Origin of the sequence: Pantoea eucalypti, assembly GCF_009646115.1 — a bacterium.
Classification (GTDB): Bacteria; Pseudomonadota; Gammaproteobacteria; order Enterobacterales; family Enterobacteriaceae; genus Pantoea; species Pantoea eucalypti.
The window spans coordinates 3003966-3021966 of record NZ_CP045720.1; the positions used below are offsets into that span (position 1 = coordinate 3003966).

Annotated in this window: 20 protein-coding genes; 14 read left to right on the top strand and 6 right to left on the bottom strand. The window is 54.1% G+C overall.

The window, feature by feature from the left end:
* The first annotated feature begins 13 nt into the window (after positions 1-13).
* From lptE to lipA, 12 genes are all read left to right on the top strand, one after another.
* Positions 14-613, top strand: a complete 600-nt coding sequence (gene lptE, locus EE896_RS14060; RefSeq protein ID WP_003854016.1) for an LPS assembly lipoprotein LptE — start codon at positions 14-16, stop codon at positions 611-613.
* Positions 610-1641: a DNA polymerase III subunit delta gene (gene holA, locus EE896_RS14065; protein ID WP_140915984.1), complete on the top strand. Its 1032-nt coding sequence runs from the start codon at positions 610-612 to the stop codon at positions 1639-1641. Before lptE ends, holA begins: the two co-directional genes overlap by 4 nt.
* Positions 1634-2278, top strand: a complete 645-nt coding sequence (nadD, locus tag EE896_RS14070; protein WP_140915985.1) for a nicotinate-nucleotide adenylyltransferase — start codon at positions 1634-1636, stop codon at positions 2276-2278. Before holA ends, nadD begins: the two co-directional genes overlap by 8 nt.
* Before the next feature lie 92 nt (positions 2279-2370).
* The gene (rsfS, locus tag EE896_RS14075) at positions 2371-2688 is read left to right on the top strand and encodes a ribosome silencing factor (protein ID WP_003854023.1); all 318 of its coding nucleotides are present in this window, start codon (positions 2371-2373) and stop codon (positions 2686-2688) included.
* A 3-nt stretch (positions 2689-2691) separates the two neighbouring features.
* Complete coding sequence (gene rlmH / locus EE896_RS14080) at positions 2692-3162, top strand: 23S rRNA (pseudouridine(1915)-N(3))-methyltransferase RlmH (RefSeq protein ID WP_008103678.1); 471 nt, start codon at positions 2692-2694, stop codon at positions 3160-3162.
* Positions 3163-3196: 34 nt separating this feature from the next.
* Complete coding sequence (mrdA, locus tag EE896_RS14085) at positions 3197-5101, top strand: peptidoglycan DD-transpeptidase MrdA (protein WP_140915986.1); 1905 nt, start codon at positions 3197-3199, stop codon at positions 5099-5101.
* Positions 5102-5109: 8 nt separating this feature from the next.
* Positions 5110-6222, top strand: a complete 1113-nt coding sequence (gene mrdB, locus EE896_RS14090; RefSeq protein WP_033743010.1) for a peptidoglycan glycosyltransferase MrdB — start codon at positions 5110-5112, stop codon at positions 6220-6222.
* A gap of 10 nt (positions 6223-6232) precedes the next feature.
* Positions 6233-7309 (top strand): endolytic peptidoglycan transglycosylase RlpA, encoded by a 1077-nt coding sequence (gene rlpA / locus EE896_RS14095; RefSeq protein ID WP_003854028.1) that lies wholly within the window; start codon positions 6233-6235, stop codon positions 7307-7309.
* Positions 7310-7440: 131 nt separating this feature from the next.
* On the top strand, positions 7441-8652 hold the full coding sequence (gene dacA / locus EE896_RS14100; RefSeq protein WP_003854029.1) for a D-alanyl-D-alanine carboxypeptidase DacA: 1212 nt from the start codon (positions 7441-7443) through the stop codon (positions 8650-8652).
* 100 nt (positions 8653-8752) lie between these two features.
* Positions 8753-9016: a DUF493 family protein YbeD gene (gene ybeD / locus EE896_RS14105; protein ID WP_003854030.1), complete on the top strand. Its 264-nt coding sequence runs from the start codon at positions 8753-8755 to the stop codon at positions 9014-9016.
* Between the two features lie 80 nt (positions 9017-9096).
* Complete coding sequence (lipB, locus tag EE896_RS14110) at positions 9097-9756, top strand: lipoyl(octanoyl) transferase LipB (RefSeq protein WP_008924997.1); 660 nt, start codon at positions 9097-9099, stop codon at positions 9754-9756.
* 169 nt (positions 9757-9925) lie between these two features.
* Positions 9926-10891: a lipoyl synthase gene (lipA, locus tag EE896_RS14115; protein WP_003854032.1), complete on the top strand. Its 966-nt coding sequence runs from the start codon at positions 9926-9928 to the stop codon at positions 10889-10891.
* Positions 10892-11013: 122 nt separating this feature from the next.
* Here the strand turns inward: lipA and tatE are convergent, their stop codons facing one another.
* The 5 genes from tatE to EE896_RS22945 form a co-directional block, all read right to left on the bottom strand.
* Positions 11014-11217: a twin-arginine translocase subunit TatE gene (gene tatE / locus EE896_RS14120; protein ID WP_003854033.1), complete on the bottom strand. Its 204-nt coding sequence runs from the start codon at positions 11215-11217 to the stop codon at positions 11014-11016.
* A 173-nt stretch (positions 11218-11390) separates the two neighbouring features.
* On the bottom strand, positions 11391-12179 hold the full coding sequence (locus EE896_RS14125) for a deaminated glutathione amidase (RefSeq protein WP_140916021.1): 789 nt from the start codon (positions 12177-12179) through the stop codon (positions 11391-11393).
* 499 nt (positions 12180-12678) lie between these two features.
* The gene (locus EE896_RS14130; protein ID WP_003854037.1) at positions 12679-13110 is read right to left on the bottom strand and encodes a GNAT family N-acetyltransferase; all 432 of its coding nucleotides are present in this window, start codon (positions 13108-13110) and stop codon (positions 12679-12681) included.
* A 228-nt stretch (positions 13111-13338) separates the two neighbouring features.
* Complete coding sequence (gene cspE / locus EE896_RS14135) at positions 13339-13548, bottom strand: transcription antiterminator/RNA stability regulator CspE (protein WP_006118399.1); 210 nt, start codon at positions 13546-13548, stop codon at positions 13339-13341.
* Positions 13549-14506: 958 nt separating this feature from the next.
* Positions 14507-14590 (bottom strand): small membrane protein YohP, encoded by an 84-nt coding sequence (locus tag EE896_RS22945; RefSeq protein ID WP_019105993.1) that lies wholly within the window; start codon positions 14588-14590, stop codon positions 14507-14509.
* A 255-nt stretch (positions 14591-14845) separates the two neighbouring features.
* Here EE896_RS22945 and EE896_RS14140 point away from each other — a divergent pair, with 255 nt between their 5' ends.
* On the top strand, positions 14846-15091 hold the full coding sequence (locus EE896_RS14140; RefSeq protein ID WP_003854040.1) for a hypothetical protein: 246 nt from the start codon (positions 14846-14848) through the stop codon (positions 15089-15091).
* Positions 15092-15202: 111 nt separating this feature from the next.
* Here EE896_RS14140 and gntT read toward each other — a convergent pair whose 3' ends face one another.
* Positions 15203-16519 (bottom strand): gluconate transporter, encoded by a 1317-nt coding sequence (gene gntT, locus EE896_RS14145; RefSeq protein ID WP_003854041.1) that lies wholly within the window; start codon positions 16517-16519, stop codon positions 15203-15205.
* Positions 16520-16811: 292 nt separating this feature from the next.
* Between gntT and EE896_RS14150 the strand changes: the two genes are divergently transcribed.
* A complete protein-coding gene (locus EE896_RS14150) occupies positions 16812-17960 on the top strand; it encodes an iron-containing alcohol dehydrogenase (RefSeq protein ID WP_039659295.1) in 1149 nt (382 codons plus the stop codon).
* The last annotated feature ends 41 nt before the right edge of the window (positions 17961-18001 follow it).

Sequence of the window (18001 nt, forward strand, 5' to 3'; positions counted from 1 at the left end):
TTCAGGAGGAACTGTGCGACATCCGATTATCAGGCTGTTTGTCATGCTGGCGGTGGTGATCACCGCTGGCTGTGGTTTTCATCCGCGCGGCACCACGCAGGTGCCCAGCGAACTGAAAACCCTGATTGTTTCAACCGGCGATCCTTATGGTCCGCTGGCACGTACTGTACGTCAGCAACTGCGCATCAACGATGTCACCATTGTTGAAGACAGCAAGCAGACCCGTACCGATATTCCGACACTGCGTCTGGGTCCTGAAATGTCAGGGCGTAACACAGCCTCGGTCTTTATCAGCGGCACCACTGCCGAGTATCAGCTGGTGATGACCCTCACTGCGCAGGTGCTGTTGCCGGGCAAAGGTATCTATCCCATCAGCACCACGGTTTATCGTTCGTTCTTCGATAACCCGAATGCGGCGCTGGCAAAAGATGCCGAGCAGGACCTGATTACGCAGGAGATGCGTCAGCGTGCAGCTGAACAGCTGGTTCGTAAGCTGCTGTCGGTGCATGCCGCGCAGATGAACAGCAAAGATACTCTGCCAGCGTCAGTGATTTCGGTGCCGGGTCAGGGTTCACAGGAAGCGCCCTCTTCCTCTGCTACCAGCCTGCAATGATCAGGATTTATCCTGAGCAACTCAGCGCGCAGCTCCGTGAGGGGCTGCGCGCCTGTTATTTGTTAGCCGGTAACGAACCGCTGCTGTTGCAGGAAAGCGCGGATGCCATCCGTGCCGCCGCAACCACACAGGGATTCGACGAACATTTTAGTTTTACGCTGGATGCCCAGACCGACTGGGAGAGCCTGTTCGTCAGCTGCCAGTCACTGAGTCTGTTTGCCCAGCGTCAGACGATGACACTGCAATTCCCCGAGAATGGCCCCAACGCCGCCATGGCCGAGCAGCTGGTTAAGCTCTCTCAGCTGCTGCACGCCGATATTCTGCTGATCTGCCGGATGCCAAAGCTGACCAAAGCGCAGGAAAACAGCGCCTGGTTTAAGGCACTGGCTGCCTCTGCGGTTGTCGTGCCCTGCCAGACGCCAGAGCAGGCACAATTGCCACGCTGGGTGGTAAATCGCGCGAAAGCGCTGAAATTATCCGTGGATGACGCGGCAGTACAGCTGCTGTGTTACTGCTATGAGGGTAATCTGCTGGCGCTGGCGCAGGCGCTGGAGCGGCTCTCACTGCAGTGGCCGGACGGCAAGCTGACACTGCCACGGGTCGAAGAGGCGGTCAGTGATGCCGCGCACTTCACGCCCTTCCACTGGGTGGATGCCCTGCTGGCGGGTAAAAGTCGTCGCGCGCTGCATATCCTGCACCAACTGGAGAAAGAAGAGAGCGAAGTCGTGATTCTGCTGCGTACGCTGCAGCGCGATTTGCTGACACTGTTGCATCTGCAACGCCATCAGGCCCGGCAACCACTGCGCACGCTGATGGATCAGCAGCGTATCTGGCAAAACCGCCGCGCGCTGTTCTCCGACGCACTCCAGCGACTGGATGCCACCCGTCTGCAACGCGCCATCCATCTGCTGAGTCAGATTGAGATCACCCTGAAGCAGGATTATGGTCAGTCAGTGTGGCCGCAGTTGCAAACCCTGACGCTGCTGCTCAGCAGTCGCGCTTTTCCGACGAGCTTTGCCCATGTCTGAGTTACACGCACTGTTTGGTGGCACCTTCGATCCGATCCATTTTGGCCATCTGCGCCCGGTGGAAGCACTGGCTCAGCAGACCGGCTTACAGCGTGTGACGCTGCTGCCCAATAATGTGCCCCCGCATCGTCCACAACCGGAAGCCAGCGCGTCTCAGCGGGTTGCTATGCTGCGCTGTGCTATCCATGGCTTACCGCTGTTTGAGATAGATACCCGGGAGCTGGAACGTGACACCCCCTCCTGGACCGTGACCACCCTGGAAGCCTGGCGCGCAGAACGCGGTGCAGAGCAGCCGCTGGCCTTTATCATTGGTCAGGATTCCCTGCTGAGCCTGCCAAAATGGCATCGCTGGCAGGATCTGCTGTCACTCTGCCATCTGCTGGTCTGCCAGCGTCCCGGCTATCCGACCCGGTTCGACTCGCCAGAGATGCAGGCGTGGCTTGAGCAACACGTCGCTCAGGATATCCGGCAGCTTCATCAGCAGCCCGCGGGGCATATCTGGCTGGCGGAAACCCCACTCTATGATATTTCGGCGACCGAAATTCGCCGCCGTCGCCATCAAAATCAGCCCTGCGATGACCTGTTACCCGCTGCGGTTATCGACTATATCGACCGCGAAGGCTTATATCGCGACTGATCCGGGCATGCTATACTGCGCCGCTTAATTTTTTGGCTGCACTCTCCGGGCTTACAGCCGGCTCGTTACTACCAGATTCCAAGGGGAACCTTTTGCAAGGTAAAGCACTCCAAGAGTTCGTTATTGATAAGATTGATGATCTTAAAGGCCAGGACATTGTTACCATCGACGTTCAGGGCAAATCCAGCATCACCGATTACATGATCATCTGCACCGGCACCTCCACGCGTCATGTGACTTCGATCGCAGAACACGTTGAGCAGGAATCCCGTTTAGCTGGCCTGATGCCATTAGGCATTGAAGGTAAAAGCGCGGCAGACTGGGTCGTGGTTGATCTGGGCGATGTCATCGTGCATGTGATGCAGGAAGAGAGTCGCCAGCTGTATGAGCTGGAAAAACTCTGGAGCTAATCGGTGAAACTGCAACTCGTTGCCGTCGGCACCAAAATGCCTGACTGGGTGCAGACCGGTTTTATGGAATACCTGCGCCGCTTCCCGAAAGATATGCCGTTTGAGCTGATCGAAGTTACCGCAGGTAAGCGCGGTAAAAATGCTGATATCAAACGCATTCTTGAAAAAGAGGGTGAAGCGATGCTGGCGGCGGTCGGCAAAGGTAATCGCATCGTCACGCTGGATATTCCGGGCCAACCGTGGGAAACCCCGCAGCTGGCGCAGCAGCTTGAACGCTGGAAGCTTGATGGTCGCGATGTCAGCCTGCTGATTGGCGGGCCCGAAGGCCTGGCCCCCGCCTGTAAAGCGGCGGCAGAACAGAGCTGGTCACTGTCAGCATTGACGTTGCCCCATCCGCTGGTGCGCGTGCTGGTAGCCGAAAGTCTGTATCGTGCCTGGAGTATAACGACAAATCATCCTTATCATCGTGAATGACCGATCAGCCCACATCAGACATGACAAGTAGCGGATGAAATTACAAAGCAACGCCTTTCGCGATTACAGCGCCGAACAGAAACTCTTTGTCCGTCGGGCGTTTATCGCCTTCGTCGGTATCTTACTGCTCTCGTCAATTCTGGTGGTTAACCTCTACCACCTGCAGATTCTTCGCTTTGATGATTACAGCACCCGCTCTAACCAGAACCGCATCAAACTGGTGCCTGTCGCGCCCAGTCGCGGCATAATTTACGATCGTACCGGCACCCCGCTGGCACTGAACCGCACCATCTATCAGGCTGAACTTGTCCCGGAAAAAGTCGATAACCTGCAACAGACGCTGGAAAACTTACGTCCGGTTCTTGAGCTGACGGATGAAGACCTCGATAATTTCCAGAAAGAGCGTAAACGCTCACGTCGTTTCACCTCTATCCCGGTTAAAACCGGTCTGAATGAAGTGCAGGTGGCGCGCTTTGCGGTTAATCAGTACCGTTTCCCCGGCGTGGAAGTGAAAGGTTATCAGCGCCGCTACTATCCTTACGGTGCCACGCTGACGCATGTCGTCGGCTACGTGTCAAAAATCAACGACCGTGACGTTGCCCGCCTCGATAAAGAGGGCATATGGCCGAACTATGCCGCTACACACGATATCGGTAAGCTGGGGATTGAAGCGTATTACGAGAGTTTGCTGCACGGCAAAACCGGCTTTGAAGAGGTAGAGGTTAACAATCGTGGCCGCGTTATTCGCCAGTTGCATGAGGAGTCACCTCAGGCTGGGCGTGATATCTATCTGACGATCGATCTCAAACTGCAGCAATATGTCGAGACTCTGCTGGCGGGAAGTCGCGCAGCAGTGGTGGTCAGCGACCCGCGCACCGGCGAAATTCTCGCCATGGTCTCTACGCCGAGCTACGATGCCAACTTATTTGTCGACGGTATTTCCAGTAAGGATTACCGTGGACTGCTGGAAGATGAAAACCGCCCGCTCTACAACCGCGCCATTCAGGCGGCTTACCCACCGGCTTCCACAGTCAAACCTTATGTCGCGGTTTCTGCCATGAGTGCGGGCGTGATCAACCGTAACACCAGTCTGTTTGATCCCGGCTGGTGGCAGCTTCCGGGTTCAGAAAAGCGTTTTCGTGACTGGAAAAAGTGGGGCCACGGCCGTCTGAACGTCACCAAAGCACTGGAAGAGTCTGCTGATACCTTCTTCTATCAGGTCGCCTACGACATGGGTATTGACCGCCTGTCGGAGTGGATGAACAAATTTGGTTATGGCAGCCGTACCGGCATCGATTTGCCGCAGGAGAGCGCCGGTAATATGCCTACCCGCGACTGGAAAATGAAACGGTTTAAAAAGCCGTGGTATCAGGGTGATACCATTCCGGTGGGGATCGGTCAGGGTTACTGGACGGCAACCCCGCTGCAGATGAACAAAGCGATGATGATTTTAATCAATGACGGTGTCGTCAAGGTGCCGCATATGCTGCGTGCTACCCGCGAAGGTCGTACCCTGGTGCCCTATCGTCAGCCGCCTGAGGCCCCGATTGGTGATATCCATTCCGGCTTCTGGGAAATCGCCAAAGATGGCATGTACGGCGTGGCGAATCGCCCTAATGGTACCGCGCACAAGAGTTTTGCTGATGCGCCCTATAAAATCGCCGCCAAGTCCGGTACCGCACAGGTCTTCGGCCTGAAAGAGAACGAAACGTATAACGCCCATAAAATTGCTGAACGATTACGCGACCATAAATTAATGACCGCGTTTGCCCCTTATGACAAACCTCGGGTCGCTGTGACCATTATCCTGGAAAACGGTGGCGCCGGTCCGGCTGTCGGCACCGTCATGCGCCAGATTCTGGATCACATTATGTTGGGTGATAACAATACAGTTCTGCCGGACGCAGCCCCTGTGCCGCCCGGTTATGAAGGTGAATAAACATGTCGATGCAAGATAGTCCGCAGAAACGATCGATCTGGATGCGCATCCACATCGATCCGATGTTTATGCTGATCATTCTCGCGCTGCTGACCTACAGCGCCGTGGTGATCTGGAGTGCCAGCGGACAGGATCCTGGCATGATGGAGCGTAAACTCGGGCAGATCGCGATGGGTCTGGTGATCATGATTGTGCTGGCGCAGGTGCCGCCGCGCGTTTATGAAGGCTGGGCGCCCTATCTCTATATTGTCTGCGTCATCCTGCTGGTGGCAGTGGATGCTTTTGGACAGATCAGTAAAGGGGCCCAGCGCTGGCTCGATCTCGGCTTTGTGCGTTTCCAGCCTTCGGAGATTGCCAAGATCGCGGTGCCACTGATGGTGGCGCGCTTTATCAACCGCGATGTCTGTCCGCCGACGCTGAAAAATACCGGTATCGCGCTGATTCTGATCTTCCTGCCTACTCTGCTGGTGGCCGCACAGCCCGATCTCGGCACCTCGATTCTGATTGCCGCCTCGGGCCTGTTTGTGCTTTTCCTCTCAGGAATGAGCTGGAAACTGATTAGCGTGGCGGTACTGCTGGTCGCCGCCTTTATCCCGATTCTGTGGTTCTTCCTGATGCACGACTATCAGCGCGACCGCGTCATGATGCTGCTCGATCCGGAAACGGACCCGCTGGGTGCCGGTTATCACATCATCCAGTCGAAAATCGCGATTGGCTCGGGCGGACTGCGCGGCAAAGGCTGGTTGCAGGGCACCCAGTCTCAGCTGGAGTTTTTGCCGGAACGTCATACTGACTTTATCTTCGCGGTCCTGGCCGAAGAGTTAGGGCTGGTCGGCGTGCTGCTGCTGCTGGCCCTCTATCTGCTGCTGATCATGCGGGGACTGGTGGTAGCAGCCCGGGCGCAGACCACCTTTGGCCGTGTTATGGCGGGCGGTTTAATGCTGATTTTATTCGTTTATGTTTTCGTTAACATTGGCATGGTTAGTGGTATCTTACCGGTAGTTGGCGTGCCGCTGCCGCTGGTCAGTTATGGCGGCTCCGCGCTTATCGTGCTTATGGCGGGATTTGGCATTGTGATGTCGATCCACACTCACCGAAAAATGTTATCTAAAAGTGTCTAAGAGGCTGCAGATGCGTAAGGAATGGCTTGGCGTTGCACTGGCATCACTGGTTCTGGCGGCCTGTACCACGCCCGAACCCCAAAATACGGCGCCGCCGCAACCGGCTTACAACGGACCGGTGGTAGAGATTCCAGGCGTTGAGCCACGTTATGAGCCAATCAATCCGGGCACCAGCCAGGATTACAGCGTTAACGGCAAAAATTATCGCATCATCAAAGATCCGTCGAACTACAGCGAAGTCGGTCTGGCAACCTGGTACGGTGAAGAGGCACAGGGAAACCGCACCGCCACCGGTGAAGCTTACGATCCCGATGCGCTGACTGCGGCTCACCCTACTCTGCCGCTGCCGAGCTATGTGCGTGTGACCAATATCGCGAATGGCCGTCAGATTGTGGTGCGCGTTAACGATCGCGGTCCCTACACGCCGGGACGCATTATCGACCTGTCGCGGGCTGCCGGTGATCGCCTGAATATCTCCAACAATTCGCGGGTACGCGTCGACTACATCAAGGTCGCACCCGACGGCACGCTCTCAGGTCCCGGCACCATCGGAACCGTGGTAGCCAAACAGAGCTACTCTCTGCCTGCCCGCCCGGATCTGAGTGGCGGCGCGGTGATGAACGGCGGCAGTGCAGCCCCTTCTGAACCGCCTGCACAGAATGTTGAAGCCATCAGCAACAGCACGCTGCAGAGCAGTGACAACATGGGCGCGCCAGTCCAGAGCAGCGGCTTTCTTGGCGCACCCCAGCCATTAGCGAACGGTGTACTGGAAGGTAACGAGCCGCCAGCCGCCGCACCTGCCAGTTCCGCACCCGCAGCAGCCAGTGCCTCGCCTGCAGCCAGCAGTGGTTCCGCCGATGGCTATGTGGTGCAGGTTGGTGCGCTGAACGATCCGGCGCGTGCGCAGCAGATGATGAAAAGCCTGAGCCAGCGTTATGGTGTGCCCGGCAAGGTTGAAAACGCGGGCAACAATGTCTATCGCGTACAGCTTGGTGGTTATGCCTCCCGCGCCGAAGCGGCTGCGCTGCAACAGCGCCTGAGCAGTGAAGGCCAGGCCGCGTCATTTATTACGAACACACGTCGCTGAACCGTGGTTCAGAGCACTGCAGGTTACGTCTGCTAACAACCCAATCATCATGCCCGGTGCCAGAAAATCTGGCATTGGTTATGATGAGTGACATTTTTAACCTCAAACTCACGGATGTTGTAGTCCTACACATGAACACGCTGAAATCATCTCGTTTACTGAAACGCCTGACAGTGGGATCACTGATCGCTATCTCTCTCAGCCATGCTGCTATTGCTGATGACGTCAATCTCAAGACCATGATTCCGGGCGTGCCGGACATTGATGCCGAAGCGTATGTCCTCATCGACTACAACTCAGGCAAAGTGCTGGCAGAGAAAAACGCCGATGCACGCCGCGATCCTGCCAGTCTGACCAAGATGATGACCAGCTATGTCATTGGTCAGGCCGTGAAAGCGGGCAAAATTCATCAGGATGATCTGGTGACCGTCGGCCCGGATGCCTGGGCGACCGGCAACCCGGTGTTTAAAGGTTCTTCGCTGATGTTCCTGAAACCAGGCGATCGCGTGCCGGTTTCACAGCTGACCCGTGGCATTGTCCTGCAGTCCGGTAACGACGCCTGCGTTGCGATGGCTGACTATGTCGCTGGCAGTCAGGATGCCTTTGTTAACCTGATGAACAACTACGTCAAAGCGCTTGGCCTGCAGAATACCCACTTCGGGACCGTTCATGGCCTGGACGCGGAAGGTCAGTACAGCTCCGCGCGCGACATGGCGTTGATCGGCCAGGCGCTGATCCGCGACGTACCGGAAGAGTATGCTGTTTATAAAGAGAAAGAGTTCACCTTCAATAATATCCGTCAGATGAACCGTAATGGTCTGCTGTGGGATACCAACCTGAACGTGGATGGGATCAAAACCGGTCATACTAACTCAGCCGGTTACAACCTGGTGGCGTCAGCGACCGAAGGCCAGATGCGCCTGATCTCCGCTGTGATGGGCGGTCATACCTATAAAGGCCGTGAAACTGAGAGCAAGAAACTGCTCACCTGGGGCTTCCGTTTCTTTGAAACTGTTGCGCCACTGAAAGCAGGCAAAGAGTTCGCTTCTGAGCCAGTCTGGTTCGGTGATAATGACCGTGTACAACTGGGCGTGGAAAAAGATGCTTACCTGACCATTCCACGTGGCCGTATGAAAGATCTGAAAGCCAGCTATGTGCTGACCAATACAGAACTGCACGCGCCACTGAAGAAAAACCAGGTTGTGGGCAGCATCAACTTCCAGCTGGATGGCAAAACTATTGAACAGCGTCCGCTGGTGGTGCTGAACGAAGTTTCTGAGGGTGGTTTCTTTGGCCGTATCGTTGATTACATCAAACTGATGTTCCATCACTGGTTCGGTTAAGCGTAAGGGGTGATTGAAAAATCACCCTTCTGCCCCCATTACAGGATATTATGATGCTCCCGCTCAGGCGGGAGCCTGTTTTTTATGCACCGGAGTTAATATGAAAACCAAACTGAATGAGCTGCTCGAATTTCCTACCCCGTTTACCTACAAAGTAATGGGTCTGGCGCAACCGGAGCTGGTTGATCAAGTGGTTGAAGTGGTGCAACGTCATGCGCCCGGCGACTACAGCCCTGAAGTTAAGCCGAGCAGCAAAGGCAACTATCACTCCGTAAACATCACTATCACCGCCACCCACATCGAGCAGGTTGAACGCCTGTACGAAGAGCTGGGCAACATCGAAATCGTGCGGATGGTCCTGTAATTTACGGGTCGGCAAGGCGCCTCTGCCTGACGGTTTGCCGACGTTATTCTTAACGTTATTTCCTTTAGCGGGCTATCGTTTTGTCAGTTGAAACCCTCTTTGTCCGTCAGTCCGGTCTGTGCGACTGGCAATCTGTCTCCGACGCCATGCATCACTACACCGACCAGCGCGATGACCAGAGTCGTGACGAAATCTGGCTGGTCGAGCATCCTCCGGTCTTTACGCAGGGTCAGGCGGGAAAAGCGGAGCATCTGCTGATGCCAGGCGATATTCCGGTGGTGCAGAGCGATCGTGGCGGTCAGGTGACCTATCACGGGCCGGGACAGCAGGTGATGTACGTCCTCATCGATGTGAAACGCCGTAAACTCGGCGTGCGCCAGCTGGTGACCATTCTGGAAGAGACGGTGATCGCGACGCTGGCAGAGTTCGGCGTCAGCGCCCGCGCCCGCGCGGATGCTCCTGGCGTTTATGTCGGGGAAGAGAAAATCTGTTCACTGGGATTACGCATCCGCAAAGGCTGTTCATTTCACGGCCTGGCGCTGAATGTGGCCATGGATTTATCTCCTTTCCTGCGCATCAATCCCTGTGGTTACGCCGGGATGAGCATGACCCAGTTGAAAAATTTTGAGCCAGAGGTGACAACGGAGCAGGTACGTTCTCCGCTGGTCAGCGCCTTTGCGCGGCTGTCAGGTTATGAAAATGTTGAATGGATATCAGGCGATCTCCCTGTTAAGCCTTAACGCAGAATGCGAATTTACAAATATGTAACGTATCCGTGCTGACTGTGGCTGCTTCGCAGGCGATGTGATGATATAATTTTTGCACTTTTTTCAAATAAAGTTGAAAGCCCCCTTCCCGGTTTGAGTGGGAACGCTTTCAAATCGCAATCCGACCGGAACCTGCTGATTTATGAGTAAACCAATTCAGATGGAACGCGGCGTCAAATATCGTGACGCAGACAAAATGGCGCTGATCCCGGTGAAAACCGTGGCTGTTGAACGGCAGGAGATGTTGCGTAAGCCGGAATGGATGAAAATCAAGCTGCCAGCTGACTCCAGTCGTATTCAGGGCATTAAAGCCGCGATGCGTAAAAACGGGCTGCACTCAGTCTGCGAAGAGGCCTCCTGCCCTAACCTTGCTGAATGCTTCAACCACGGTACTGCCACCTTTATGATTCTTGGTGCTATCTGTACCCGTCGCTGTCCGTTCTGCGATGTGGCACATGGCCGTCCTAATGCGCCTGATGCTAACGAACCGGCAAAACTGGCGCAGACGATTGCCGATATGGGCCTGCGCTACGTCGTGATCACCTCTGTTGACCGCGATGATTTACGTGATGGCGGTGCACAACATTTTGCAGACTGTATCCGCGCCATTCGCGAAAAAAATCCCACGATTAAAATTGAAACACTGGTTCCGGACTTCCGTGGCCGCATGGACCGTGCGCTGGAAATTCTCACCGCAACGCCACCGGATGTGTTTAACCACAATCTGGAAAACGTACCACGCGTCTACCGCCAGGTGCGGCCGGGCGCTAACTACGAATGGTCACTGAAATTGCTGGAGCGGTTCAAAGAAGCGCATCCGGATATCCCGACCAAATCGGGTCTGATGGTTGGGCTGGGTGAGACCAACGCCGAAATCGTGGAAGTGATGCGCGATCTGCGTCGCCACGGTGTCACCATGCTGACTCTGGGCCAGTATCTGCAGCCGAGCCGTCACCACCTGCCGGTTCAGCGCTACGTCAGCCCGGCTGAATTTGATGAGATGAAAGAAGAAGCGATGGCGATGGGCTTCACCCATGCCGCATGCGGTCCGTTTGTCCGCTCTTCCTATCATGCGGATATGCAGGCCAAAGGCGAAGAAGTGAAATAAGCCGGCCTCCGCTATCAGAAGCCTGAAAAACAAAAAACCAGACTGGAAACAGCCTGGTTTTTTTATGCGTGCCTGACGTTGCCTGAAATAAAAAGTAACAGTTATTTTCAGCAAATAACCGATTAATCTTTATGAACGACGCGTTCTGCCGGTACGTCTTCAGCGGTTGTTCGGGTTGCGCTGGTATCTTCGTCTTTCATGGCTTTTTTGAAGCCCTTAATCGCGGAGCCCAGATCGCCGCCCAGTGAGCGCAACTTGTTGGTACCAAAAAGCAGTACGATAAGCGCACCGATAATCAGCAGCTTGGCAATACTGATACCTTCCATATTTAACCTTTCAACTTATTCAAATCACGGTGACTGTTATTTACGCGCAGTTTGCCTGCGGCGACAACTGGAATCTGTAACAGAGTGAGATCTCAGAGAGGCCGATTAAGTATGCACAAGTGCCAGCACTCAGCGTTTTGCTCGCTTTGTCGTCATGGATTTTTATCCTTAGATCACTTGAGTTCAGGACGCGCAAAGCGCCGGTTCTCCAGTACCGGCAGCATCTGTCGGGCATAGACGACGCGTTCCGGGTCGAGTTCAGCAAACAGTAGTGTCGGGGACTCCGCGGCATTCGCCACCGCTACCCCCAGCGGGTCGACCACCAGACTGTTGCCAATATTGCGTGGGCCACACTCGCCCACCGCCACCATATAGCAGGTGTTCTCCAGCGCGCGGGCACGGGTCAGTAAATCCCAGTGCATCTCTTTCAGCGGGCCTTTCACCCATGCGGCAGGCAACACAAGCACTTCTGCACCGTCCAGCGCCAGTCGTCGTGCCAGTTCCGGGAAACGCACATCATAGCAGGTCATTAATCCGACTTTCATACCCGCAACCTCAATCAGCGGTGGAATGACATGGCCTGGATTGACCCGTTGCGATTCCTGCACGGCAAATGCATCGTACAGATGCAGCTTTTCATAGGTGGCAATAATTTCGCCGTTGCGGATAGCCACCAGTACATTGAGCGCTTTATGCTGGTCACTGGGGACATGGACGCTCATTATAGTGGTCAGCGCATTATGCTCACTGGCACCCAGCAACTGTGTGATAAAAGGGCCATCCAGCGGCTGTGCGGCTTTCACCACTAAATCGGGATCGGTATTATCGCGCGCCAGAACAGCTTCTGGCAGGACCAGCAGATCCGCTTCTCCCTCTGCTGCCCGCTTCATCAGAGCCAGACAGCTATCAGCGTTCTCCTGCCATTCACGGCTGACCGCAAATTGTCCCAGTGCAACTTTCATCATCTCTTTCCTCCCCCAGCGACCAGAAGTATCACTTCCCGCGTCACTCATCAGTGATTAAGCCCTTGCAGAGAATGCTCGCAACCAGAGCCGGCGATCGTTGTCTGTTCTCTTTAAAACGAACCTGATCGCCGCTTATTCCTGCGCTGTGCTTCGGCATTGTACAGCCAGTGCAGTGTCATCCTGTTTTCTTTTATACCGCCATAGCCTCTAAGCGCTATCGCTCGCCGCCCTTAATACCGCTAACAGCTTCAGTGCGTGTTCTGCGTGGACGCCGTCCCGATGGGTATGCAGAGAGTGTCTGCATCACGTGAGGTAACGGCGCTAATCAGCAGTCGGACAACTGTTTATGCTGTACTGAAACCAGATAGGAAGCAGAAAGTGCTGGCAAAGAACAAATGCTGTGGTAGCAGGTCAGCAATAATCCCTGTCGCCAGCCTCAGGGATGAACAGCGGGAGATGATTGCCGAGGCACTGGTCATCGCCTCAGGACGGGAATTTAACCCGCTTGCAGATTTTTAATGAGATAACAGGGTGATTCAGCATAACCCTCGCGCGCGTAAAACTGATTCGCCTTGAGCCGTGACTGATGGCAATGGACTTCCATACGATCGCAGCCACGGCGGGCTGCCAGCGTTTCGGCATATTGGAGCAGTTGCTGGCCGACGCCTTTGCTGCGCTCACCTTCCGCAATACAGAAGTAACTGATGCGGGCGAAATCACCGGCCAGGGCCAGCTGAGGAATAAAATGAAGTGAAAGGAAACCCAGAACCTGACTGCCCAGTTCAGCCACTAACAGCGCTTCACTGGGATCGCTGCATAACTGCGCCAGACGCTGCTCAATGAAACTTTCAGTGCCGCCGTAGCCTAACTCACTCAGCAAGGCACTCAACGCAAAACTGTCTCTCAACTCCGCATGCCGTATGTTCATCCTGTCTCCTCACTCATCGGGTTCTGTAGCACTGTTATATAGCGTCGCAGGCTAAAAAGCTGCACAGCTGGTTGTTATAAATATGTTACGAGGATTTATTGTGAACCGCCGCGCAGTTTGTGCGCCCCTGGGGACAATTCAGAAGGTTACGATGTGAGGGATGAAGCGCAGATTACAGCCATAAAAAAACCCGCCATAAGGCGGGTTTTTAGAATTCTGACTGTTAACTTACAGACTGATAACGTTAGCAGCAGATGGGCCTTTAGCGCCGTCGGTGATTTCAAACTCTACGCGCTGACCTTCAGCCAGAGTTTTGAAGCCGTTGCTCTGGATTGCAGAGAAATGTACGAATACATCTTTGCTGCCATCTTCAGGAGTAATGAAACCGAATCCTTTAGATTCATTAAACCACTTAACGTTACCTTTGATCTTAGACATCTATATTACCTTTACATGAAAAATGGACACTAAACTGTGTCGGGGTCTAGTACAGCAATTGCTGAGGGATTTGTCCAGCATGATTTGATGAAAAAGTGATAAATATCGACTTTCCGTACATGCATCACACTTTCCTGCTTTTCGACTTGCGAAACACTCATCAGCAGGGATCAGACGTATGGCCTGTGCCTTCCGCTAACCTGCTGGAAAGGCGAACCTTTTTGATCTTTAACACCGTGACGTTTTGAGGTTAAAAAGGAAAATCTTATTAAGACGTATTCCTGTTATTACTGATAACAACCGTCTCAAAACAGTTATTTTTTATCGTCCTGCGGGTAGTAAACCTCAGCATAAAAATCCGATTTCCCTGCTTCCGGAGGCCGCCGTAACGCATCTGGTTATTTAATGTGCAGTTGATCGCAAATTCCTATCCGCCGAAACGACTTTTTCTCAGACAATATTGAGACTGCTGTGCCATTGCCCCCAGTGAGAGCAGGCAACCTGCTGATATTTTCACCAAAAGCAGGCAAACCTTGAGAAAGATCAATGAAGTGCTTTTTAGTGTCCGGATTCGCATCTGGCAACAAACAATTAACGTTATGAGCAACTACTTTTCTTATGGCGAGCCGGAATAATATTACCCGGCAATAGATTACGTCCGCTTAACCGGTGAGGGGATAGCTTCCTTCCGGGCAAATGAAAAGGAGAGTGAGGCACAGGATGGTGATGAAGATACGCTGCAGTCAGTGCGGAAGCACCCGATTCGTTTTTACGGAGTATCACGAGGAAGAGCACAACGTTCATGGTGCCCGCTGTGCGAACTGTAAAAAATGCCTGGATTCCCAGGATCTGCTGCCCACGACGCCGATGGATCCCATTACACAGTGTCTGCTGGCCAGCCAGAAAACAGTTCGGGCACCTGATTAGGTGCCCGTTGTCGCTGAAGCTTTTACAAAAATCAGAAAATCAGTTTGAACACCCCTGTCAGGGTCAGCAGGCCGACGATAAAGATAATCGCGATAATCCACAGAATAATTTTCATTTCCTTTTCCCTCACTGATTAGACACGTTTCCTGTAGGCAGTATAGACAGGAATATTTATCGCGCCGCTTCACTCAGGCTTCAATTGGTCAAAAGTTCACCAATCCTGCTCTTTATTTGCTTTCTGGGATAGCGATCGCAACACCAGTTTTTACCGGCACTCTTTTTTCGTTTTAAAGAATACTCCTGGCTAAAATTTATGCGGCAAGGCAGGCCTCAATAGTGATGAGACTGAAATGAGTCGCGAGGAGATCTTATGAGCACGATTAATACCAGCATGGGCCGCTACAGCCTTAAGGCCAAAAACAGCGGTAACCACATCAGAGGTTCTTTCGCCATCAACGATGAAGGCGGCACGCAGCTCTCTATGCAGGAGTTTGACGAGCACTATCTTGATGATGTGGTGAATAACGTGATCTACCCGGTCACTGGCGGCAACCGTGAAATTGCACGTGCGCTGCGGGAAGAGATGGTGAAAGCCGGTTTTGAACCGCCTCACTAAGGCGTCAGAATTAAGTGACAGCCTGGGCCGCACTTGCGGCCCTTTTTAGTTTTAACGTCGTGCACCCGGTCAGAACAGAGAGCCGCTGACAGATTTGCCAGCGACGACAGGTTAAATCACCCAGGAGAGCAACAGGCAACCCACCAGGCCACAAACCGAAATAATGGTTTCCAGCGCAGACCAGGAGCGAATGGTTTCGCCAATCGTCAGGTTGAAATACTCTTTGAACAGCCAGAATCCAGGGTCGTTAACATGAGAGAAGATCACGCTGCCGGACCCCACGGCGATCACCATCAGTTCCGGGCTGGCGCCACTGGTAACAATCAGCGGTGCAACAATACCGCCGGCAGTAATCGCTGCTACCGTGGCAGAGCCCAGCGCAATACGCAGCACTGCGGCAATCGACCACGCCATAAAGATGGGTGACAGCTGCGTTGAGTGCATCATGCTGGCGATATATTTATCTACGCCACTGTCCACCAGCACCTGTTTAAAGGCACCGCCACCACCGATGATCAACAACATCATGGCAATGATTTTGATCGAGTCGGTCAGGGTATCCATCACCTGTTCCATCGTGCGGCCACGATTCAGTCCAAAGGTGAAGATGGCAATCAGCACCGCAATCAGGGTCGCCATGACCGGGTCGCCAAAGAACTCCGCATAGGGCAGCAGCACGTGGCCTTTTGGCAGCAGCATCTCCGCCACGGCACGCAGCGCCATCAGCACCACTGGTACCAGTGCCGTCCAGACACTCACGCCAAAGCTGGGCATTTCCGCTTCGGTAAACGTTTTCGGGTTATAGAGCCCCTGTGGAATCGGTTTATCGATATTTTTCAGGAAACGTGCGTAGACCGGACCTGCCAGAATCACCGTAGGGATACCCAGCAGCGTGCCAAACAGCAGCGTTTTACCCATGTCTGCGTTAAACAGCGTGGCAATGGCGGTTGGACCCGGATGGGGCGGAAGGAAACCGTGCGTCACGGACAGAGCAGCGGCCATCGGCACCCCGACATAGAGCAGCGGCACACGCGCCGACGCCGCCACGCTGAATACCAGCGGCAGCATCAGTACAAAGCCGACTTCATAGAACAGCGCAAATCCGACAATAAAACCGGTCAGCACCAGCGCCCACTGAATGTGCTTTGTGCCGAATTTCTCAATCAGGGTGGTCGCGATACGTTGCGCCCCGCCGCAATCGGCCAGCAGTTTACCGAGCATGGCACCAAAGCCCATGATCAACGCCAGGCTGCCCAGCGTGCCACCTACACCCGCTTTGATTGAGGTAATAACTTTATTCACCGGCATGCCCTGCATCACGCCGACGGCCAGCGCCACCAGGATCAGCGCGATAAATCCATTGAGCTTAAAGCGAATCATCAGCAGCAACAGTAGCGCGACGCCGATCGCCACATAGAGTAATGGCATAGCTTTTCTCCACCTTGTGCACCGAACGGAATACGGTGTCGATTTATTATCATGATCCCCGTAGGGCGACAAAACAGTGCCTTTGTAAGATGTTTACACATCCCGACAAACGCTGTTACCGATAACATGTTAAGGGTAACATCCGCAGGAAAGCATCACCCCGCCGACGGTGAATTTCTGTTTTGCGAAGGTGATCAACTTTTTGCCGATGCGTTATCAGAAAGTTTGCCAGTGTCGACGCCGCGCTTTTCGTTACACTCAGATTTTAGTGAAATGTAAAAAGGATGCACTGGTGAGTGAGAACCTGAGTGAGCTGTACAGTAATCAACGAACCCTTTTTGGCCGCGGTAGTCTGGATAAGCTGGTGCCGCTGCTGGCCGCCCGTTCACAGCCTACCCTGCTGTTTTGCGGGCAATCTTTCCTGCAGGGCCCGGCCTACGCCCGGCTGAAAGCTGGCCTCAACGATCACATTATTGGCTACGAAATTGTCAGCCATGAAGCCTCACCCACTGAAATTGATGGCTGGGTTGCGCGCTGGCGCGGGCATGTTGATCGGGTAGTCGCGATTGGTGGAGGGAGTGTGCTGGATGCGGCGAAAGCGTTCAGTGCGATGGTACAACATCCTTTACCTGTCGCCCGTTATCTGGAAAAAGTGGGTGACACTGCCGTTCAGCCCATCACGTTGCCGCTGATTGCTGTTCCGACTACTGCCGGGACCGGCAGTGAAGTGACGCAAAATGCGGTGGTAACCGACCAGCAGGACATTCAAATCAAAGCGTCATTGCGCCACCCGGTCTTTGTGCCAGAGGTGGCGATTCTTGACCCGGATCTGCTGAAAGGTGCACCTGACTCTGTGCTGGCGACCTGCGGAATTGATGCCTTTACCCACCTGTTCGAAGCGTATCTCTCCAGCAAAGGCAATCTCTTCACCCGACAGCTGGCGCTGACCGGTCTGCGTCAGTTTATTCAGGCCTGGCCTGCACTCAATCGCGAGGATGCGGTTGGTGATGAGGCACGAGAAGCGATGATGATGGCGTCGTGGCTGGGAGGTGTCAGTCTCAGCAGTGCGGGTCTCGGCGTGATCCATGGTATTGCGGGAGAACTGGGGGCGATAAAACCGTTCCATCACGGAGAAGTATGCGGACGGCTTCTGTTTCCGTTCCTGGATCTGTTGTCTGATAGCGAGCAGCCGCTGCAGCGAAAGCTGATGGCCGAGCTACACCCACAACTTTTCAGCGAAACCACGGATTCACCGGCACAGTTTCTGAAGCAGTGGCTGCAGGCGCAGTCGATCACCCCGTTCTGGCAGGATGGCCCCACACTGAGCCGCACCGAGGTCGAGTGGATTCTGGCGCGTGCCAACAGCAAAAACTCGCTGGTAAATTACAGCCACGAACAGATGCAGACGATGATTACGCAGGCCTGGCAAATCACGGCGTGATCAACGCGAATCTCGCTTCCCGGTTCCGGCAATTCTGACCT